Annotated in this window: 19 protein-coding genes; 10 read left to right on the top strand and 9 right to left on the bottom strand. The window is 43.6% G+C overall.

From position 1 onward, the window contains the following. Positions 1-354: 354 nt before the first annotated feature. Together ACE1TF_RS01025 and prpE are read right to left on the bottom strand one after the other, a co-directional pair. Positions 355-771, bottom strand: coding sequence for a hypothetical protein (locus ACE1TF_RS01025; RefSeq protein ID WP_375013569.1), 417 nt, complete (start codon positions 769-771; stop codon positions 355-357). A 17-nt stretch (positions 772-788) separates the two neighbouring features. Next, complete coding sequence (prpE, locus tag ACE1TF_RS01030) at positions 789-1,553, bottom strand: bis(5'-nucleosyl)-tetraphosphatase PrpE (RefSeq protein ID WP_375013571.1); 765 nt, start codon at positions 1,551-1,553, stop codon at positions 789-791. A 152-nt stretch (positions 1,554-1,705) separates the two neighbouring features. Between prpE and fabI the strand changes: the two genes are divergently transcribed. Both fabI and ACE1TF_RS01040 read left to right on the top strand, forming a co-directional pair. Continuing rightward, the gene (gene fabI, locus ACE1TF_RS01035) at positions 1,706-2,488 is read left to right on the top strand and encodes an enoyl-ACP reductase FabI (RefSeq protein ID WP_375013573.1); all 783 of its coding nucleotides are present in this window, start codon (positions 1,706-1,708) and stop codon (positions 2,486-2,488) included. A gap of 73 nt (positions 2,489-2,561) precedes the next feature. Continuing rightward, the gene (locus ACE1TF_RS01040; protein WP_042401738.1) at positions 2,562-2,789 is read left to right on the top strand and encodes a DUF7667 family protein; all 228 of its coding nucleotides are present in this window, start codon (positions 2,562-2,564) and stop codon (positions 2,787-2,789) included. A gap of 205 nt (positions 2,790-2,994) precedes the next feature. On the opposite strand, the gene ACE1TF_RS01045 is transcribed toward ACE1TF_RS01040, so the two are convergent. Both ACE1TF_RS01045 and ACE1TF_RS01050 read right to left on the bottom strand, forming a co-directional pair. Further along, entirely contained in the window at positions 2,995-4,212 is a 1,218-nt protein-coding gene (locus ACE1TF_RS01045; protein ID WP_375013575.1) for a CynX/NimT family MFS transporter, read from the bottom strand. An 820-nt stretch (positions 4,213-5,032) separates the two neighbouring features. Next, on the bottom strand, positions 5,033-6,688 hold the full coding sequence (locus ACE1TF_RS01050) for a glutathione ABC transporter substrate-binding protein (RefSeq protein ID WP_375013577.1): 1,656 nt from the start codon (positions 6,686-6,688) through the stop codon (positions 5,033-5,035). Between the two features lie 411 nt (positions 6,689-7,099). On the opposite strand from ACE1TF_RS01050, the gene ACE1TF_RS01055 reads away from it, so the two are divergent. The 4 genes from ACE1TF_RS01055 to ACE1TF_RS01070 are packed head-to-tail and all read left to right on the top strand — an operon-like array spanning position 7,100 to position 11,031. Next, positions 7,100-7,990, top strand: coding sequence for an ABC transporter permease (locus ACE1TF_RS01055; RefSeq protein ID WP_375013579.1), 891 nt, complete (start codon positions 7,100-7,102; stop codon positions 7,988-7,990). 12 nt (positions 7,991-8,002) lie between these two features. After that, positions 8,003-8,923: an ABC transporter permease gene (locus ACE1TF_RS01060; protein ID WP_042401732.1), complete on the top strand. Its 921-nt coding sequence runs from the start codon at positions 8,003-8,005 to the stop codon at positions 8,921-8,923. A 48-nt stretch (positions 8,924-8,971) separates the two neighbouring features. Beyond that, positions 8,972-10,018, top strand: a complete 1,047-nt coding sequence (locus ACE1TF_RS01065) for an ABC transporter ATP-binding protein (protein ID WP_375013581.1) — start codon at positions 8,972-8,974, stop codon at positions 10,016-10,018. Continuing rightward, a complete protein-coding gene (locus ACE1TF_RS01070; RefSeq protein ID WP_042401729.1) occupies positions 10,015-11,031 on the top strand; it encodes an ABC transporter ATP-binding protein in 1,017 nt (338 codons plus the stop codon). Before ACE1TF_RS01065 ends, ACE1TF_RS01070 begins: the two co-directional genes overlap by 4 nt. Before the next feature lie 43 nt (positions 11,032-11,074). On the opposite strand, the gene ACE1TF_RS01075 is transcribed toward ACE1TF_RS01070, so the two are convergent. Further along, on the bottom strand, positions 11,075-11,179 hold the full coding sequence (locus tag ACE1TF_RS01075; RefSeq protein ID WP_152549066.1) for a YjcZ family sporulation protein: 105 nt from the start codon (positions 11,177-11,179) through the stop codon (positions 11,075-11,077). A gap of 179 nt (positions 11,180-11,358) precedes the next feature. On the opposite strand from ACE1TF_RS01075, the gene ACE1TF_RS01080 reads away from it, so the two are divergent. Next, positions 11,359-11,961 (top strand): CotO family spore coat protein, encoded by a 603-nt coding sequence (locus tag ACE1TF_RS01080; RefSeq protein WP_042401726.1) that lies wholly within the window; start codon positions 11,359-11,361, stop codon positions 11,959-11,961. 20 nt (positions 11,962-11,981) lie between these two features. Here ACE1TF_RS01080 and ACE1TF_RS01085 read toward each other — a convergent pair whose 3' ends face one another. Continuing rightward, the gene (locus ACE1TF_RS01085; RefSeq protein WP_042401724.1) at positions 11,982-12,467 is read right to left on the bottom strand and encodes a CotY/CotZ family spore coat protein; all 486 of its coding nucleotides are present in this window, start codon (positions 12,465-12,467) and stop codon (positions 11,982-11,984) included. 209 nt (positions 12,468-12,676) lie between these two features. Here ACE1TF_RS01085 and ACE1TF_RS01090 point away from each other — a divergent pair, with 209 nt between their 5' ends. After that, positions 12,677-12,907 (top strand): hypothetical protein, encoded by a 231-nt coding sequence (locus ACE1TF_RS01090; protein WP_042401722.1) that lies wholly within the window; start codon positions 12,677-12,679, stop codon positions 12,905-12,907. Between the two features lie 42 nt (positions 12,908-12,949). On the opposite strand, the gene ACE1TF_RS01095 is transcribed toward ACE1TF_RS01090, so the two are convergent. Then, the gene (locus ACE1TF_RS01095) at positions 12,950-13,378 is read right to left on the bottom strand and encodes a GNAT family N-acetyltransferase (protein ID WP_375013583.1); all 429 of its coding nucleotides are present in this window, start codon (positions 13,376-13,378) and stop codon (positions 12,950-12,952) included. Positions 13,379-13,392: 14 nt separating this feature from the next. Beyond that, positions 13,393-14,112: an alpha/beta hydrolase gene (locus ACE1TF_RS01100; RefSeq protein ID WP_375013584.1), complete on the bottom strand. Its 720-nt coding sequence runs from the start codon at positions 14,110-14,112 to the stop codon at positions 13,393-13,395. Between the two features lie 109 nt (positions 14,113-14,221). Here ACE1TF_RS01100 and ACE1TF_RS01105 point away from each other — a divergent pair, with 109 nt between their 5' ends. Then, positions 14,222-14,782 carry a phosphatidylglycerophosphatase A family protein gene (locus ACE1TF_RS01105; protein WP_042401719.1) on the top strand — a complete coding sequence of 187 codons (561 nt, stop codon included), beginning with the start codon at positions 14,222-14,224 and terminating at the stop codon, positions 14,780-14,782. Positions 14,783-14,806: 24 nt separating this feature from the next. Further along, positions 14,807-14,983 (top strand): hypothetical protein, encoded by a 177-nt coding sequence (locus tag ACE1TF_RS01110; protein ID WP_193744170.1) that lies wholly within the window; start codon positions 14,807-14,809, stop codon positions 14,981-14,983. A gap of 37 nt (positions 14,984-15,020) precedes the next feature. Here the strand turns inward: ACE1TF_RS01110 and fumC are convergent, their stop codons facing one another. Further along, positions 15,021-16,409: a class II fumarate hydratase gene (gene fumC, locus ACE1TF_RS01115; RefSeq protein WP_042401716.1), complete on the bottom strand. Its 1,389-nt coding sequence runs from the start codon at positions 16,407-16,409 to the stop codon at positions 15,021-15,023. Positions 16,410-16,835 lie beyond the last annotated feature (426 nt).

Here is a 16,835-nt window from a genome sequence, read left to right on the forward strand (position 1 = left end):
TAGGTCAAATCGCAGAAAAAGCGGTCTATTCTCATAAACTAGGGAACAGATTACCGGATCACCTATTCATTCCTGCGCCGACAGGATGTGGGTCTCGTGTCGGCCCCGGTGGGGCCGACGTGTCGTTGGCACTTCAGCCTGGAATCTGCGCGCAAGTTGAAACAAACTGAGCAAAATAGCACCGCGCTACCCCTCCAACCCAACACCCAACAGTGTAAATCAAGAAAGTGTTTCGTTCATTCCATAAAGATCGCTCAGTGTCTGGAAAAACCCATCGTATTAACGCGATCTAGATCGTTTCGGGTGTGATCTAGATCACACCTCTTTTAATATTTCCATTTAAATGACTCACAATTATGCTTCTTCAATATGGTCAAATGAAAATCGGTAAATTTCATTTCCAGCGATATCGGTAACGTAGCCTTCAATTCCTCCGCTGAGCTCATCGGCAGTCAATGGCTCACTAAGAGGGATGGTCACATTCAGTACAAATGCATTGTCTGCTCCGATTGTGAACTCCTCACTTTCTTCTAAAAGCGCATCAGCATCAATAGACTCGAGCAACGCTTCGTCGGTTACATCGTAATTAAAGTTGAGTGTATCTGTATCACTGGAACCTTCATTAATCATTCTCGCATTAACGGTCATGGAGGCAGGGTCGTCAACAACGTAAATCATTGATTCTTCTGGATCATGGCTCACTTCAGCCTCTGAGCATCCTGCCAACACCATTAGAATCATTGCAGTAAGTAAACTGTATTTCTTTATCATCAAAATCTTATCCTTTCTTAATCCATATCGAGGGTTTCATAATCAAATTCGTGATTAAATGCATCTACTTGTAAGGGTTCATTTGATTTTTGCATCGTGAACGTTCGTTCTGGGTAATGAAATGCGGTTAGGAAGCCGCCAAACACGCACCCAGTATCGATGTTAATTGTGCGGTTTTTCACACGTGGTTTAGGAACCGGTGTATGACCATAAATAATGATCGGGTTTATGTTGGTTTCGCGTTTTGCCCAGTCTCTTCTAACCGGTGGCTTGCCTGGTTGTTGTTGGTGGTGATCGACATCTCCATAAAGGAGAAAAGAACGCAAACGATGAGCACTTTTTCCAATATCTTGCCTGCGAATACCTGCATGGGCAGCGGCAATTTGCCCATCATTCCATACTTGGTAGAGAGGGGATTGCTCATACAGTTGCATGAACTGTCTCCGTATTTTCGTTTGGTCTATTTTCGGCAACTGCTCATACTCCTCAACCGTAGTTTCAAGCCCATGTCGAATCATCACGCGGTTGCCTTTCCAATATCGATACAACTTGTCACAATGATTTCCAGGGATGTAATACGCCGATTGTGTGACGTTCACGAGTTTATAAACAAGTCGAATAACGTCTAAGGAGTTTGGTCCACGATCAGTAAGGTCGCCGATAAAAACAAGTTTTCGACCGTTTGGATGTGAACCTTCCTGATAGCCCATTTGCTGTAAAAGTAGCTGTAACTCGTCAAAACACCCGTGTACATCACCGATGAAGTCCAATTTCTCTTCCATTTTCTACACCCCCGCGTATTTTTAAAATATATCAGTTTCGCCCCCGTAATTCTAGTGACCGATTCGTGATTTTTTTAGAAGAGTGTGGTATGATTATGACCAGGTACTAGAATGAAGTAGTGATCTAACGGAATGGAAAGGGGTACACACATATGGCATTATCTTTAGAAGGTCAAACGTATGTCGTTATGGGAATTGCAAATAAAAGAAGTATCGCTTGGGGGATTTCAAGAAGTCTCTCAGACGCAGGAGCTACGCTCGTATTTACTTATGCTGGGGATCGGTTAGAGAAGAATGTGCGGGAGCTAGCCGCGTCCATTAATCAGGAAAAATACATTTATGCTTGTGACATTACAAACGATGATGAAATTGATAAGACGTTTCAACAGATTAAAGCTGACGTCGGACCGATCCACGGTCTAGCGCATTGCATCGCGTTTGCGAAGACAGAAGACCTTGAAGGTACGTTTACTGAAACATCTCGAGAAGGCTTCTTGTTGGCTCACGACATTAGCGCCTACTCCTTAACCGCCGTCTCACACGCCATTGAAAAATATGAAATGATGCCAGAGGGCGGTTCAATCATTACGCTAACGTACCTTGGCGGTGAGAGAGTCGTGAAAAATTACAATGTGATGGGTGTCGCAAAAGCGGCTCTTGATGCAAGTGTGAAATATTTAGCAAATGATTTAGGAGCAAAACAAATACGAGTGAACGCCATTTCAGCAGGTCCGATTCGTACGCTATCTGCTAAAGGAATTGCTGGTTTCAATACTGTTTTAAAAGAAATGGAAGAAAAAGCTCCGTTAAAAAGAACGGTCACGACTGAAGAGGTAGGGAATACAGCCCTGTTTCTTATGAGTGACCTATCTAAGGGCATCACAGGTGAGGTCATTCACGTTGATGGTGGGTATCATATTATCGGAATGGGCTAGTTCTTATAAGAATGGGTGATTGTGGATATACTGTCCATACACCATCCTTATTAGAGCAAAGTGAGTGAATGCGATGTATACCGTAGTAGCTGAACGATTTATTCGTCTCGTACTAGAAGAAGAATTTCGCACATTGTCTGGCCCTGAACAAGCAGAGTTAGAAGAAAGTAAAACATTTTTACAAAACTACTTCTGGGAAAAAGAGAAGCTACAAGCAATGTCATATCTAGCCTATGCAACAAATGACAATGGTTGGCAACACGAGATTTGTGCTCAAGTTGAGCGGTTACAAGGAGAGTAAGGAGCATGTTCAAAAGCATGCTCCTTTTTTAATGCTCGGCCATTTTTCGGCGAGACGTTATGTATATTGGTGTCGTCCGGTTAAAAGATTATAGACCTTGAAAAACCGAAGGACTAGGAACTCTCATTTAGAGGCTTTTAGTCCTTCGGTTTATATTTTGGGTTGTTTTGAGGTTTGATTATTTCGTTGTAAACCCGGCTTTTTATTAAACGTTAGCTTGTTCAATGACTTGTTTATTCTGCCCCGCAACAAGGCCAAATAATGCGATGCAAGCAGAAACAAACATAAGAATGAGGTAAGGAAATGTCCACCCATTTGACCAATCAGCTAAGCTACCGAGTGCAATCGGTCCAGTCGCGGCGATCAAGTAACCGACAGATTGCGCCATTCCTGAAAGCTGAGCAGACTCGGTAATGGTTCTTGTGCGTAAAACAAAGAAGACCATGGCTAGACTAAATGTCGTTCCTGCGCCCATTCCCGTGAGAACGAGAAAAGCGAGGATCAGATAGGATGTTGACAGCATCGTACCGAGTAATCCAGTAAATAACAGGACACCTGATAAAAAAGCAAGCGCCCGTTGATTTGCCATTTTCGCAGCGATAATCGGAACGATAAACGTTGCTGGGATTAAGCCTGCTTGGTAGATTGCCATAAACCAGCCTGCCTCGGTTGCATCAAACCCTTTTACGAGCATCATATCAGGCAACCATGTAAAGATGCTGTACGGGATAAACGATTGAAAGCCCATGTACAGGGTGACTGCCCAAGCGATTTTAGACTTAAATAGAGCTTGGGATGGCTGATTGTCAACACGACCTGGTACTTTCTTTTCTTCAGAAAGTATGGCTGGTAATCGTAAAAGCAATATGACGATCGCGAATACTGCCAGTATCCCCCATAACTGAAGAGCTCCTTGCCAACCAAATTGTTCTGACGTAGCAAGAGGAACGGATACACCAGATGAGAAGGCGCCAAACACATTCATTGAAACCGAATAAATACCGGTCATTAATCCGATTCGATAAGGGAAGCTCATCTTAATAAGACCTGGCATGAGCACATTTCCAACGGCAATTCCTAAGCCTAACAGAACCGTTCCAGTAAGTAGTAACGACACCGATCCGACTGATCTTACGAATATGCCTGCAGCAAGAACGAGCATCGCAAAAAGCAGTGTCATTTCCATGCCGTACTTTCTAGAAATTCTCGGAACAAATGGCGAAAAAAGCCCGAATGCGATAAGTGGAAGGGTATTTAAAAGTCCAACTGTCGAATTGGCAATGTCCAAGTCGTCTCGAATAAACGGGATGAGCGGGCCGACGGATGTCATTGGAGAACGTAATGTAGATGCAATAATTAAAATAGCAATAATTAATAAATATGTATAATAGCGACTTGATCGCGTCGTCGATTCTAGTTGCATGCGGCCACCTCCTAACCGAGTTCTATAGTGCGGAAGAAGTGTACCATAAAAGTGATGATTCATAAACTGTCGTGCTTAACGTGAATGAAGTTAACGGATGCGTACAAAACGTGCGACGGCTGTTCGGAGAACATTTTAACAAGGAAATGATGGAAGGAAGTCATTGATAAGTTGAAAGATGATAGCCGTTTGTTTACATGAAGAGGGGAGCGGCACCGATCGTTCAGCAATTTTTCTAGAGAACCAATCCTCAATAAAATGATCTACATATGTTGAACGAGAGAAATTTACTGAACGAAAGATGTCGTAAAGACTCAAGGTGTTGTGCTACATGACCGAGTTTGAGAAATGTCTTGATTGTGAGCGAGGCAAAGCGTATGAAGCTAACGTTAAAGAGATATTGGGAGAATGAAGAAGGCTTTGAAAGTAGACTGACGCACTTTCTCTTTAAAGGGCTCGATCTGCTTCCATAAAGGACGGTCAATCGATTGGAAGCAAAACGGGCCCAAAGGGGCGTAACAGAGTAATTCTGTTTCCAATTGAGGCTCTTTGGAAGCAATTTAAATACAAAAAGCGTTGTTAACTTTCATGAGCGCTTATGGTGAACTTCGACCGGTTCTCCTGCCTTGCAAAGGCGGTGGAAATCGAGCATCACCAGCGCAAATGAAAAACTCAAAAGTTTAACTTATCTAATCCTCTTTTCACATCAGCTCAAAAAACAGGTTTGCGTATGAGAGTTGAAAATACGGGTTCGAATTTCATTTAAGTAAAAACGGGGCAAGGGATATTCAATATCCCTTGCCCCGCGCGTTTCTAAACTTTAGTAGCCAACGTCTGCGCCTTCAGTAATTGTCACTTCTGAAAGGTCAAATTGACCGTTTGGTACTTGGTAGAAGTTCTCTACAGAGTCAGCTACACCAATGCGCAGTTCATCAAATGCAGTGTAAAGCATTGGCGCTTCTTCTACGAGAATTTCTTGAACTTGGCTGTATAATTCTAAACGCTCATCGTCGTCAGTTGCTTGGCGTGCTTGGTCAAGCAAGTCATCGACTTCTTCGTTCGTATAGAATGAACGGTTACCAGCATTTCCGTGTTGACTAGAGTGGAAGAGTGAATACATACCGTAATCGGCATCCCCTGTTACCGTAACCCAACCGAGGACGAACATTTCTGAATCGCCTTCACCTGTTTGGTCGAGGTAAGCACCCCACTCTACGTTTTCAAGGCTTGCTGTAACACCAATTTCACTAAGTTGATCTTGAATTAAAACTGCCGTTTGCTCACGAACTGGGTTATCCGAATTCATAAGAAGTGTGAATTCAAATCCGTCTTCCAATCCTGCTTCTTCGAGTAATTCTTGAGCTCTTTCAGGGTCATAACCGATGTCATCAATGTCAGGGTCATAACCAAACACGAGATCGTTGATCGGTCCTTTTGCAGGCTCACCATAACCTTCGTAGATACCTTCTACGAGAGCATCGTTATCAATTGCAAGAGAGATCGCTTGACGAACACGTACATCATCAAACGGTTCAACCTCTGTGTTAATTCCTACATACGTAAGGCTTAAACTTGGAACACTCACAAGACTTGCGTTATCAAAAGCGTCTACTTGATCTGCCAATGCTGGTTGAATAAGGTCAGCAACGTGCACTTCACCGTTGGAAAGACTTCCCATACGTGTGGAGTCTTCACCGATGACTTCAAAATAAACACTGTCAATATTCGCTGGCTCTCCCCAATAGTTTTCGTTGTTTAGCATGCGGAGGTTAGAGCCTTCGTTCCACTCATCAAACACAAACTGACCGGTTCCGGCTTCGCCTTCACCAACATCAAGGTTGATTTCTCCAGCGTAATCTTGTTCGATTGCTGTCTCACTGATAATACCCCCAGCGTTATGCGCTAAGTGGGAAAGAAGCGGTGCAAATGGAAATTCTGTCGTCATTTGGACAGTATACTCGTCAATGGCTTCTACGCTATCAATCATTTCAAATAGGAAGACTGAAGGTGCGGCAATGTCTGGGTCAAGCATACGGTCAAATGTCGCGACAACGTCATCTGCAGTAAGTTCTTCACCGTTGTGGAATTCAACACCTTCATGTAGAGTGAACTCAAACGTTGTTTCGTCAATTTGTTCATATTCTTCGGCAAGACCTGGAACCAATTCATACGTTTCTGGATCGAACGTCATTAACGTTTCATAAATGAGAGAACGGTACTTCGCTGATGGGTTATCATTTTGACCGTGAGGGTCAAGAGAGACGCCATCTGCAGATAATGCGATAACGAGTTCTCCACCGTCTCCGGCTGCTCCATCGTCGGAAACGTCATCATCTTCTGACACTTCAGTGTCCTCGGATGTATCTCCGCCTTCAGTGTCTTCTGGTGCCTCTTCTGGATCTGTCGAACATGCAGCGAGTGCGAACGCAGCGGCAACTGTTAAACCGAATGCGCTAGACTTTTTAAACTTTTTCAATTTTTATCCCCCTTGTTGTAAGAAAACCAGTTTACGGTTACTATAAACTACGAATCAAAAACTTTCAATACTCTTTTTTGCGAAAAAATTAACAAAACGAAACAAATATTTACGATTTACAACAAATAGTTCCTGTTGTAAGCTGTTAAGTATTGATTTTTGTTATTCATCAAGAAGGAGGTTCAACCGAGACTAAGTCTAACACTAATTTGTTAGAAAAAAGCAAAAATCAATACAGAATGTCGAAATAAGCTACGAATCGTTGACGATTAGGAAGAATTTGCAACGGTTATATTGTTTTCATTTCGAACATTGATATAATAAGACGAACAGCGTAAAATGATGATTTTGAGCCACACTATACACGTGTTCATGCATCAGAACAATGAAAGAGAAGGGGTTGAGCAGTTCATGGGGTCAACCGTTAATGAGAGCACGGCCAAAGCGGAAATCGGGGCGCCGGAATCACGGTTTAAGAACCTGATGAAGCAGCTGGTCCGCAACAAGTCATCGCTCGTCGGTGGGATCATCTTACTATTCTTCATTCTTATTATCATTTTAGCACCACTGTTGATGACGCATAGTTACCAATCGACAGACATCTTAAATCGATTTGCACCACCATCAGCAGACAACTGGTTCGGAACGGACCAAAACGGTCGAGATATTTTTAGCCGAATTATTTACGGTACGCACTTGACGATGTTTATCGGTGTGGTTTCTGTCTTTTTCGGTGCTGTATTCGGAATACTTTTAGGACTTGTTTCTGGGTACTACGGTCGTTGGGTAGATACGATTATCATGCGTGCAGCAGATGTTATGCTTGCATTCCCAGGGATTTTGTTAGCCCTAGCCATTGTTAGTGCATTAGGCGCAAGCATGTTTAATGTCATCATCGCCCTATCCATTTACAACATACCTGTTTTTGCCAGAATAGTTCGTGGATCTGTTCTTGAAGTAAAAGGCATTGAGTACGTCGAGGCAATTCGCGCTCTTGGGGCCAAAGATGGGAAAATCATTTTTCAACATATTTTACCGAACGTATCATCTCCAATTATTGTCCAAGCATCATTGCAAATTGCAACGTCGATTTTAAGTGCAGCCGGACTTTCCTTCCTCGGTGTCGGTGTTCAGCCGCCTGAACCGGAATGGGGAGCCATGCTTAATGATGGACGTTCATACATGTGGGAGAATCCTCATTTAACGATATTCCCAGGGATTGCCATTGTGCTTCTCGTATTGTCGTTTAACATGTTAGGTGATGGACTTCGTGATGCGTTAGACCCAAGGTCGAAAAAGTAGGGAGGATTTGACATGCATATATTTATTATTCGCCGACTGCTTCAACTCATTCCGGTACTGTTAGGTGTCACCCTCGTTGCTTTTTTAATTATCCAGCTCGTACCAGGGGATGCCGCACAAGTCATGGCCGGAGAGGCTGCTTCAGAAGCTCAGCTTGAACAAATGAGAGAAAACTTAGGGTTGAATGACCCGTTAGTCGTTCAATATGGTCGATTTCTTGGAGACCTTCTATTGTTTAACTTAGGTGAGTCCGTTAGAACTGGACAACCCGTGATTGATATTATCGCCCCCCGGTTTTTCATAACGGTTGAACTCGCATTATGGGGCATGGTTGTTGCTGTAACAGCAGGTCTATTCTTCGGGATTTTATCTGCAACGTACCGCAATACATTACGTGACTACGGAACGATGGCGATTGCTGTTGTTGGTTTATCAATGCCAAACTTCTGGTTAGGTTTACTCCTCATTTATTGGTTCTCAATACAACTAGGTTGGCTGCCAACGTCAGGGTGGGGAACACCTGCACAAGTGATCATGCCGGCCATTACGATGGGTACGGCAGGAGCTGCAGTCATTGCGAGGATGACCCGATCCAGTATGCTCGAAGTCATTGATCAAGATTACGTTCGAACAGCACGTGCAAAAGGGGTTAAAGAAAACCTCGTCATCTATAAGCACGCATTCAGAAATGCAATGATTCCTGTTGTAACGGTTATTGGTTTGCAGTTTGGTTATTTCTTAAGTGGAGCTGTTCTTACAGAGAATGTATTTGCGATCAACGGGCTAGGAAGGCTGGTTGTTGACGCAATTGGGCAACGTGACTTCCCGGTCGTTCAAGGTACGGTTATCGTCCTTGCGGTAACATTCGTTTTCGTGAACTTCCTCGTTGACATTGCCTATCGTATTTTGAACAAACGAATTGAACTGAACTAAATGATCGGAAGATGATTTCCGGTTGGATATAGAAGGAGGTCATGGACATTGGCTTCAAATGAACAGACACCTGTTTTGGAAGTAGAAGGCTTGCGTACATCCTTTTTCACGCCAGATGGCGAAGTGAAAGCTGTAGATGGTGTGGACTTTAGTGTAAGTAATAATGAAACGTTAGGGATTGTTGGTGAGTCTGGTTCTGGTAAAAGCATCACGTCACTATCGGTCATGCAACTCATTCAACACCCTGGCAAGATTGTAGGTGGATCCATTCGCCTTAGTGGAGACGACCTTCTAAAGAAAACGAAGCAACAGATGGCGAAATACCGTGGAAACCGGTTATCAATGATTTTCCAAGAACCAATGACTTCATTAAATCCGGTGTTCACGGTTGGACATCAAGTATCTGAGGCCGTTCGAATTCATAAGAAGCTTGATAAGAAAGCGGCTTGGCAAGAAGCAATTCGCATGCTTACTCTCGTTGGAATTCCTGCGCCAGAAGACCGGGCGAAGCGTTATCCTCATGAATTATCAGGGGGGATGAGGCAGCGTGTCATGATTGCGATTGCGCTTTCGTGTGATCCGGAGTTATTAATTGCCGATGAGCCAACGACAGCACTAGATGTGACCATTCAAGCGCAAATTCTTGAGCTAATTAAAGAGCTTCAAGAGAAGTCAGGAATGGCTGTGCTCATGATTACGCATGACCTTGGGGTTATCGCGGAAACTGCAGACAAAGTGGTCGTTATGTACGCTGGAGAAGTTGTGGAGCAAGCAGATGTAAAAACACTATTTACACGACCGCTGCATCCATACACACAAGGGTTGATGAATGCGATTCCTCGTCATGACATTGATTTAGATGAGTTGGAAATGATTCCAGGAACCGTACCTTCACCACAAAATATGCCGGACGGTTGCCGATTTGCTGAGCGTTGTCCTTATGCAACTGATTTTTGTATCGAAAATCACCCAGAGCTCGCATCTCCTTCAAACAATGTTGAGAGTGAAAATACGAGTGGACAAACACGCTGTTGGATCTACACTGACGAGTGGAATGGTTCAAACCCAACGAAAGGAGTTGCAACGAATCAATGACGACTCCATTATTTGAAGCGAAGAACTTGCAAAAGTATTTCCCAGTAAAAGGTGGAATTCTAAACCGTAAGATGGCTGATGTAAAAGCTGTGGATGATATTTCATTCGCCATCAATCCAGGCGAAACGTTAAGTATCGTTGGTGAGTCTGGGTGCGGGAAATCAACGACTGGCCGTGCCATCTTGCGACTAGATGACCCGACGGGTGGGGAGATTTTCTTTGATGGCGATAACTTAATGGAACTAAAGAAAAGTGATCTTAGGCAAAAACGAAAAGAAATGCAGATCATCTTTCAAGATCCATATGCGTCACTCAATCCAAGACAAAAAGTAAAACAAATTCTTGATGAAGCAATGGCAATTCAAGGAGTTGTGCCTAAAAGCGAACGTCCAGCAAGAATTCGTGAGTTAATGGAACTTGTAGGTTTAAGGCCGCAACAAGCGGAACGTTACCCTTTCCAATTTAGTGGTGGGCAACGTCAACGAATTGGTATCGCAAGAGCGCTATCGGTCGACCCGAAGCTCATTGTTTGTGATGAGGCCGTATCCGCATTGGACGTGTCGACACAGGCACAAGTGTTGAATCTTTTGAAGAAACTTCAAAACGAATTGAACCTTACGTATTTGTTTATCTCTCACGACCTTGGTGTTGTACGTCACATTTCTGATCGTGTGATCGTTATGTATCTCGGGAAGATTGTCGAGATTGCTGACAAGAAGGATCTCTTTGATCATCCTAGACATCCGTATACACGAGCATTACTTTCGGCGATTCCGATCCCTGATCCGACGAAGAAGCGAGAGCGTATCGTGCTTCAAGGAGATGTGCCGTCACCGATGAACCCGCCAAGTGGTTGCCGTTTCCATACGCGTTGCCCGTTTGCAACAGAAGTGTGTAAAACAGAAGAGCCAGAACTTCGTTCTACAGAGCTTATGAACGATAGTCACATGGCCGCTTGTCATCACATCGAAAAGATTATTGAAACACAAGAAGACACACCGGTACCACAATAAACGATAAAACAGCCATCCGTTATGGATGGCTGTTTTCTTTGCATTAGCAGTATGCAGAACCAACAATAATTAAGAGAATAAAGAGCACAACTACAAATGCAAATCCGCCTAAACCTTGGTTACCGCCTTGGTGACAACAATCTGACATGTAACATTCCTCCTGGAATATAGATTCTTTAGAGAACCCTTTGCTCTCCATACTAACCTATGCAGCAGTGTATCGTTGGGTGTGAGTACGAGAGGAAAACGGGCGAATAACTAGAAGAATTTGCATAGCTTGTAGACGGCTGAATACAATGAAAACAATACAAGTTAAGGAGGCAGATGATGCGAACAAAGCGGATCATTAATCGTGTACAACCACTTTTATATATTGACAACCCTGAACATTCTTTACCTTCACAAGGAGATAATGAGTTAGAAGTATTGTATAAACGAAGAAACCAAGAGTTATTCGAGGAAGCTGAACAGGCAGAGGAACAAGAGGCAGCTCCTCAAGAAAAAGCAGAAACACCGAAGGAAACCCCAATGCAAAAGAAACGTTCTTTTGACCTGTCTAGGCATTTAGGGTTTGATTGGCAACAATCGAACAATTCTATGGAAGCGAACGAGCTTCTTCGGGACGCACTTAGTGACAAAGTAAGTACAGAGAAGACAATAGTGAGCGAACGTAAAGAGGAAAAGCCTGTACAAAAGAAAGATAAAAAACCATTTTCCGAAAAAACGGTAAAAGAAAAGGTAGATCTGTTGTTTAAAATGAGAAATTTGCAGCCGACAGTGTGTACGTGTAAAACATCACAAGAGACCTGGGTCGGCAACGTTACCGCTGTTGAAGATGAGCAGTTTACGATGCAGACCCAGCAGTTACCTTATCTTGTGACGATTAAATACGAGGACGTTGTCGACTTAACGATCGAAACGTTTGCTTAACATTTTCCAGTGCCCTCCAGTTATTGACCTGGAGGTGCGACTGGATTGTCTACCAATCCTGGGTCTACGCATTGGATTGCGCAGAAGCAGCTTAGATCTACTTCAATGCAGCAGTTTGTGCGCTCAAGAGAGACTACATCAGATAAAGACGTTGGATCGACGCAGCACGATTGTGTAAACAAGATGTCACCGATTGGGCGAAGCAAGGATAGTGTAGCACAGCAAGATTTCTCACAAATGTTCTCTACTCTGAAGAATACAGATTCGAAAACATCAGGGAAATCAGCAGTTAGACCGCCGGTAGCCCAGAATAATTCTCCGGTCTTCCCTTTTAGCATGAATGGAATTGTGTCGTTAATCCGCCCGTTTGGTTTAAGCAGATTAGAGAAACAACTATTCGCGCAGTTTCCAGTTTTTTTATCAACGGCATCTTGTGCTTCACTAATCGCAAGCACCGCATCGCATACGCAGTTGCCGGTATCAAAGTCTTTGCGACCGCAGCTCACGTTCATCACTCCTTTAGGATTTCCTTCATGTTCGCTATATCGTATGTACGTTTACCCTAAAGCGTGTGTAGTTTTATTTGAGTTCGTAAAAATCCTGATTTATCAAGGGTTAGAACGATATGTAAACAAATACGGACAAGAGGAGTAAACGACGAAGAGTTCGGGTATACAAGTTCTATAAAGGTAATCGCTATGAAGGAGAGATTGAAGTGGGGTATGTTCCAGCAAACGTTAATGAGACAGCCAGCCAATACGGCAATCGGGTCCAGCGTCCATCAAATCTTATTCATGCCGCTTCGCGCGTACAGCCGGTACATCGATATGAAGTGTACCGAAAATATAAAGAACCTACCGATGATTATGCCTCTTCTTTTTATTATCGGCAACGTTCCGAACGCTTTGTCACGGGCAAAGGAAGAAGAATTGACGGTCTTGGTTAAAAAAACCGCTGTGCACGTTCGTTTGCACAGCGGTTTTACCATCTATTCTATACCTTTTTTCATGGAAACGTGAGGGATACCCGCATCAAGAAATTCTTCCTCGCTCGTTACCTTATATCCGATTTTTTCATAAAAGGGGCGTGCATGAGTTTGGGCAGAGAGAACCACTTCCTTGCCGTTTTGCGATTGTACGTAATCTTCAAGCGCGCTCATGATTAAACGTCCAAGGCCTGTACCACGATAGGAGGACAGAATGCAAATACGCTCTGCTTTCCCTGTATTTTCTACCCAACGTAAACGACCCGCACCTACAGGGGTATGGTTGTCGTGAGCGAGAAAGTGGATGCTGGAATCCTCGTATTCATCCCATTCTTCTTCAACGGAGACGTGTTGTTCCTTCACAAACACCTCGTAGCGCACGTGTTGCACGCCTTTCATTTCTTCTTCTGTTTGAGCGATGGTCACTTCCATAGCTTTATTCCTCCTTATGACCAGTGATAATCGAGTGCGTGTGGAAGTTCTGGCGCCCACGTAAACCATGTATGGTTACCCGCTTCGATCACTTTATATTGATAGTGTTTCAATGTGCCATCTAACGATGCATGTAATTGCTCGTTCATCGTTACAAAGTCCAATATCCGTCCATCTGTTGCCTTCACTTCGTTTTCTTTGTTACCGAGGGTGTGGTACACGGTAAAGCGATGCAAATCGTCACTATTTGCAACGAGAGACAACAGTGTATCGTCTACATAAGGAGAGAACATGACTGCTCGCTGGAATGTGTCAGGTTCCTGAATGCAAGCCATTAACGTGAGCGATGCCGATAGCGAATCGCCGAGAAGTAAACGACCTTCAGCGCTGCCCAGCAGATGATATCTTTCTGAAAGAAAAGGAAGCAATTCATCTTTTAGAAAACGAATGTAGTCATCTTTTTGTTCCCCAAGCGGGGCATACCATAGGCGCCGTGTTGAAACTCTTGGGTAAGGAACGCCAACGACGATCGTGTCAGGGCCAGATTCTTCCAAAATGAACGTTTCCATCTGTTGATCAATTTTTCCTAACTTAAAAAAATCTTGGCCATCTCCGGTAATGGCGATGTTGTACGCAATGTTTTCGTGATAGTTCGGTGGAATGTACAGTTGCAGATCAAGTTCTGTGTCTAAAATTGTACTTTTAAATGCAATGGTTTGAACGGATCCTTCCATCTCGTTATCTCCTTTATTACAACTAGAATCTAGACGTATTGTATCATAATCTTGTGGAGCTTGGGGGATGGCATGAATATGATAGTATATTAGCTAAGGGGGAATTCATATGGGGAAAGAGAACCAACCTGTAAAAGGGGATGTTGTTGAGAAAGCGGCACGGGAGCGTTTGGAAAACCGCGGGGTTACGGTTGAAGATATCGGTCATATTGTGTATGCTTTACAACACCCATATGCTGAAGACTTAACGATATCTGAATGTATAGACAGCGTCGATGCGGTGTTAATGAAAAGAGAAATTCAACATGCGATTCTCGTCGGTGTGGAACTTGATTGTCTGGCTGAAAAACAGCAATTGTCAGCACCGTTACAAGCGTTAGTTGAATCCGATGAAGGATTATTTGGGGTGGATGAAACGATTGCGCTCGGTTCAGTATTTGGTTTCGGTAGCATTGCTGTGACTACATTTGGTTATCTTGATAAAGAGAAGACTGGGGTTATTCGAGATTTGGATCGTGCGTCGGAACGAGTGAACACTTTTTTGGATGATCTCGTGTGTAGCATTGCCGCAAATGCATCTGCCCGACTGGCGCATCGCATTCGCGATAAGCAAGAGGGAAAAGCAAAAAAAGACATGAAGATTCGAGAAGATGAAGAGTTGATTGGTTGAAGACTTTATGAAAGGAACGTCCTGATGTATAGACCGCGTTGGATTTATTGGAAAGAGACGTATCATACGAAGTTTCAAGCGAGCTGCATAAAAGCGAAGCTTGAAGATAACTGGCACGGGGGCTATGAAGTCGGTCCGCTTGTGGAAGTCATTCGTTTAAAAAATAAAAAGTATGTCGTTCGTTACACATACGATGAATAAACCACCGAGCAAATCATTCGCTCGGTGGTTCGTTGTATCATTCGGATGGTTGAACCATTTTGGCTGGATCAACCCACTCGTGGAATTGTTCTTCGGTTAATAAGCCGCTGTTCAATGCAGCTTCTTTTAGTGTAAGTCCCTCTTGATGAGCTGTTTTCGCAATGGAAGCCGCGTTTTCATACCCAATATGAGGGTTTAGCGCTGTAACGAGCATTAGTGAGTTTTTCACGTGGTTCTCAATGTTCTCTTTCTCTGCTTCAATTCCTTCAACACAACGATCGTGGAAGGATTTCATCGCATCTGTAAGCAATTGCACGGATTGTAAGAAGTTGTAGATAATTACAGGTTTAAAGACGTTTAGCTCAAAGTTTCCTTGGCTTGCTGCAAACCCGATGGCCGCATCATTACCCATCACTTGTGTGACGACCATTGTGAGTGCTTCGCTTTGTGTAGGGTTAACCTTTCCAGGCATAATCGAACTTCCTGGCTCATTTGCAGGAATGGTTAATTCACCAATTCCTGATCTTGGACCACTTGAGAGCCAACGTACATCATTCGCAATTTTCATAAGGTCAGCAGCCAATGCTTTAATGGCACCGTGGGCATACGTCGTATCGTCATGACTTGTTAGCGCATGAAACTTGTTCGGCGCAGAACGGAATGGAAAAGATGTGAATTCGCTAATAAAAGCGGCTGTGCGCTCTCCAAACTCTGGGTGTGCATTAATCCCAGTTCCGACAGCTGTTCCGCCGATCGCAAGATCGTGGAGGTGTTGAATGCTTTCAGAAATCATCATTTCACTTTTTCTTAGCATTTCATACCAGCCGCTAAACTCTTGCCCGAGCGTAAGTGGTGTTGCATCTTGCAAATGAGTACGACCAATTTTAATGATGTCATTGAACTCTTCAGATTTCTTATTAATCGTATTTTTCAACGTTTCAAGTACGGGGAGAAGCTTTTGGTTGACATCACTTACCGCTGCAATATGCATTGCCGTTGGAAATGTATCATTGGAACTTTGGGAACGGTTCACATCGTCATTTGGATGGATCGTTGTGTCTGAACCTTTGTCTTTAAGAATTTCTGTACCCCTTCTAGCAAGTACTTCGTTCATGTTCATGTTGGATTGTGTTCCGCTTCCTGTTTGCCATACAACGAGCGGGAAATGGCTGTCCCATTTTCCTTCAAGTACTTCATCGGCTGCTTGTGCGATGGCATTTGCTCGTTCGCTATCCAGCTTGCCTAAGCTTTCGTTTGCTTTCGCTGCTGCTTTTTTTAAGATGGCAAAGCCCTGCACGACTTCTCTAGGCATATTCTCTTTGCCGATCGGAAAGTTTTGAACGCTACGCTGTGTTTGCGCGCCCCAATATTTATCGGCAGGAACTTGCATTTCACCGAGTGTATCTTTTTCAATTCGATAATCCATCTCAATCGCTCCCTGTGCATAATGAATGTAAGTAGTAAACGTTAGAATTGTTGTCTACCTTATCTATCATAAACCACTTTGTAGATGAGAAAAAGTAAGGCTGTTACAATTCTTATATTTTTTCGTAAATAATTTAAAAAAACAGGTTTGAAACATTCCGATAAAAGGTATCTATTTACCAACAGGGTAACCGGTGAAAGAACATGGAGCCGTTGCACACGTGCAGCACACGGGAGTCTACGGACGACGACCGTTAAACATAACTCCTCGTTCGCATACAGGAACTACGCCCTCCTGATCAGCCTTGGTGTGTCCCCCCTGTAACACATCGAGTCGCTGAATGCCAACCGGCCCTGCCTGCATCCCTCATCCTCTGTTGTGGCTCCGCTGTCCCCTGCGGAGCTGCTTTTTTTTTTCGCAAATATA

It is taken from the genome of Geomicrobium sp. JSM 1781026 (assembly GCF_041949955.1).
Classification (GTDB): domain Bacteria; phylum Bacillota; class Bacilli; order Bacillales; family Marinococcaceae; genus Geomicrobium_A.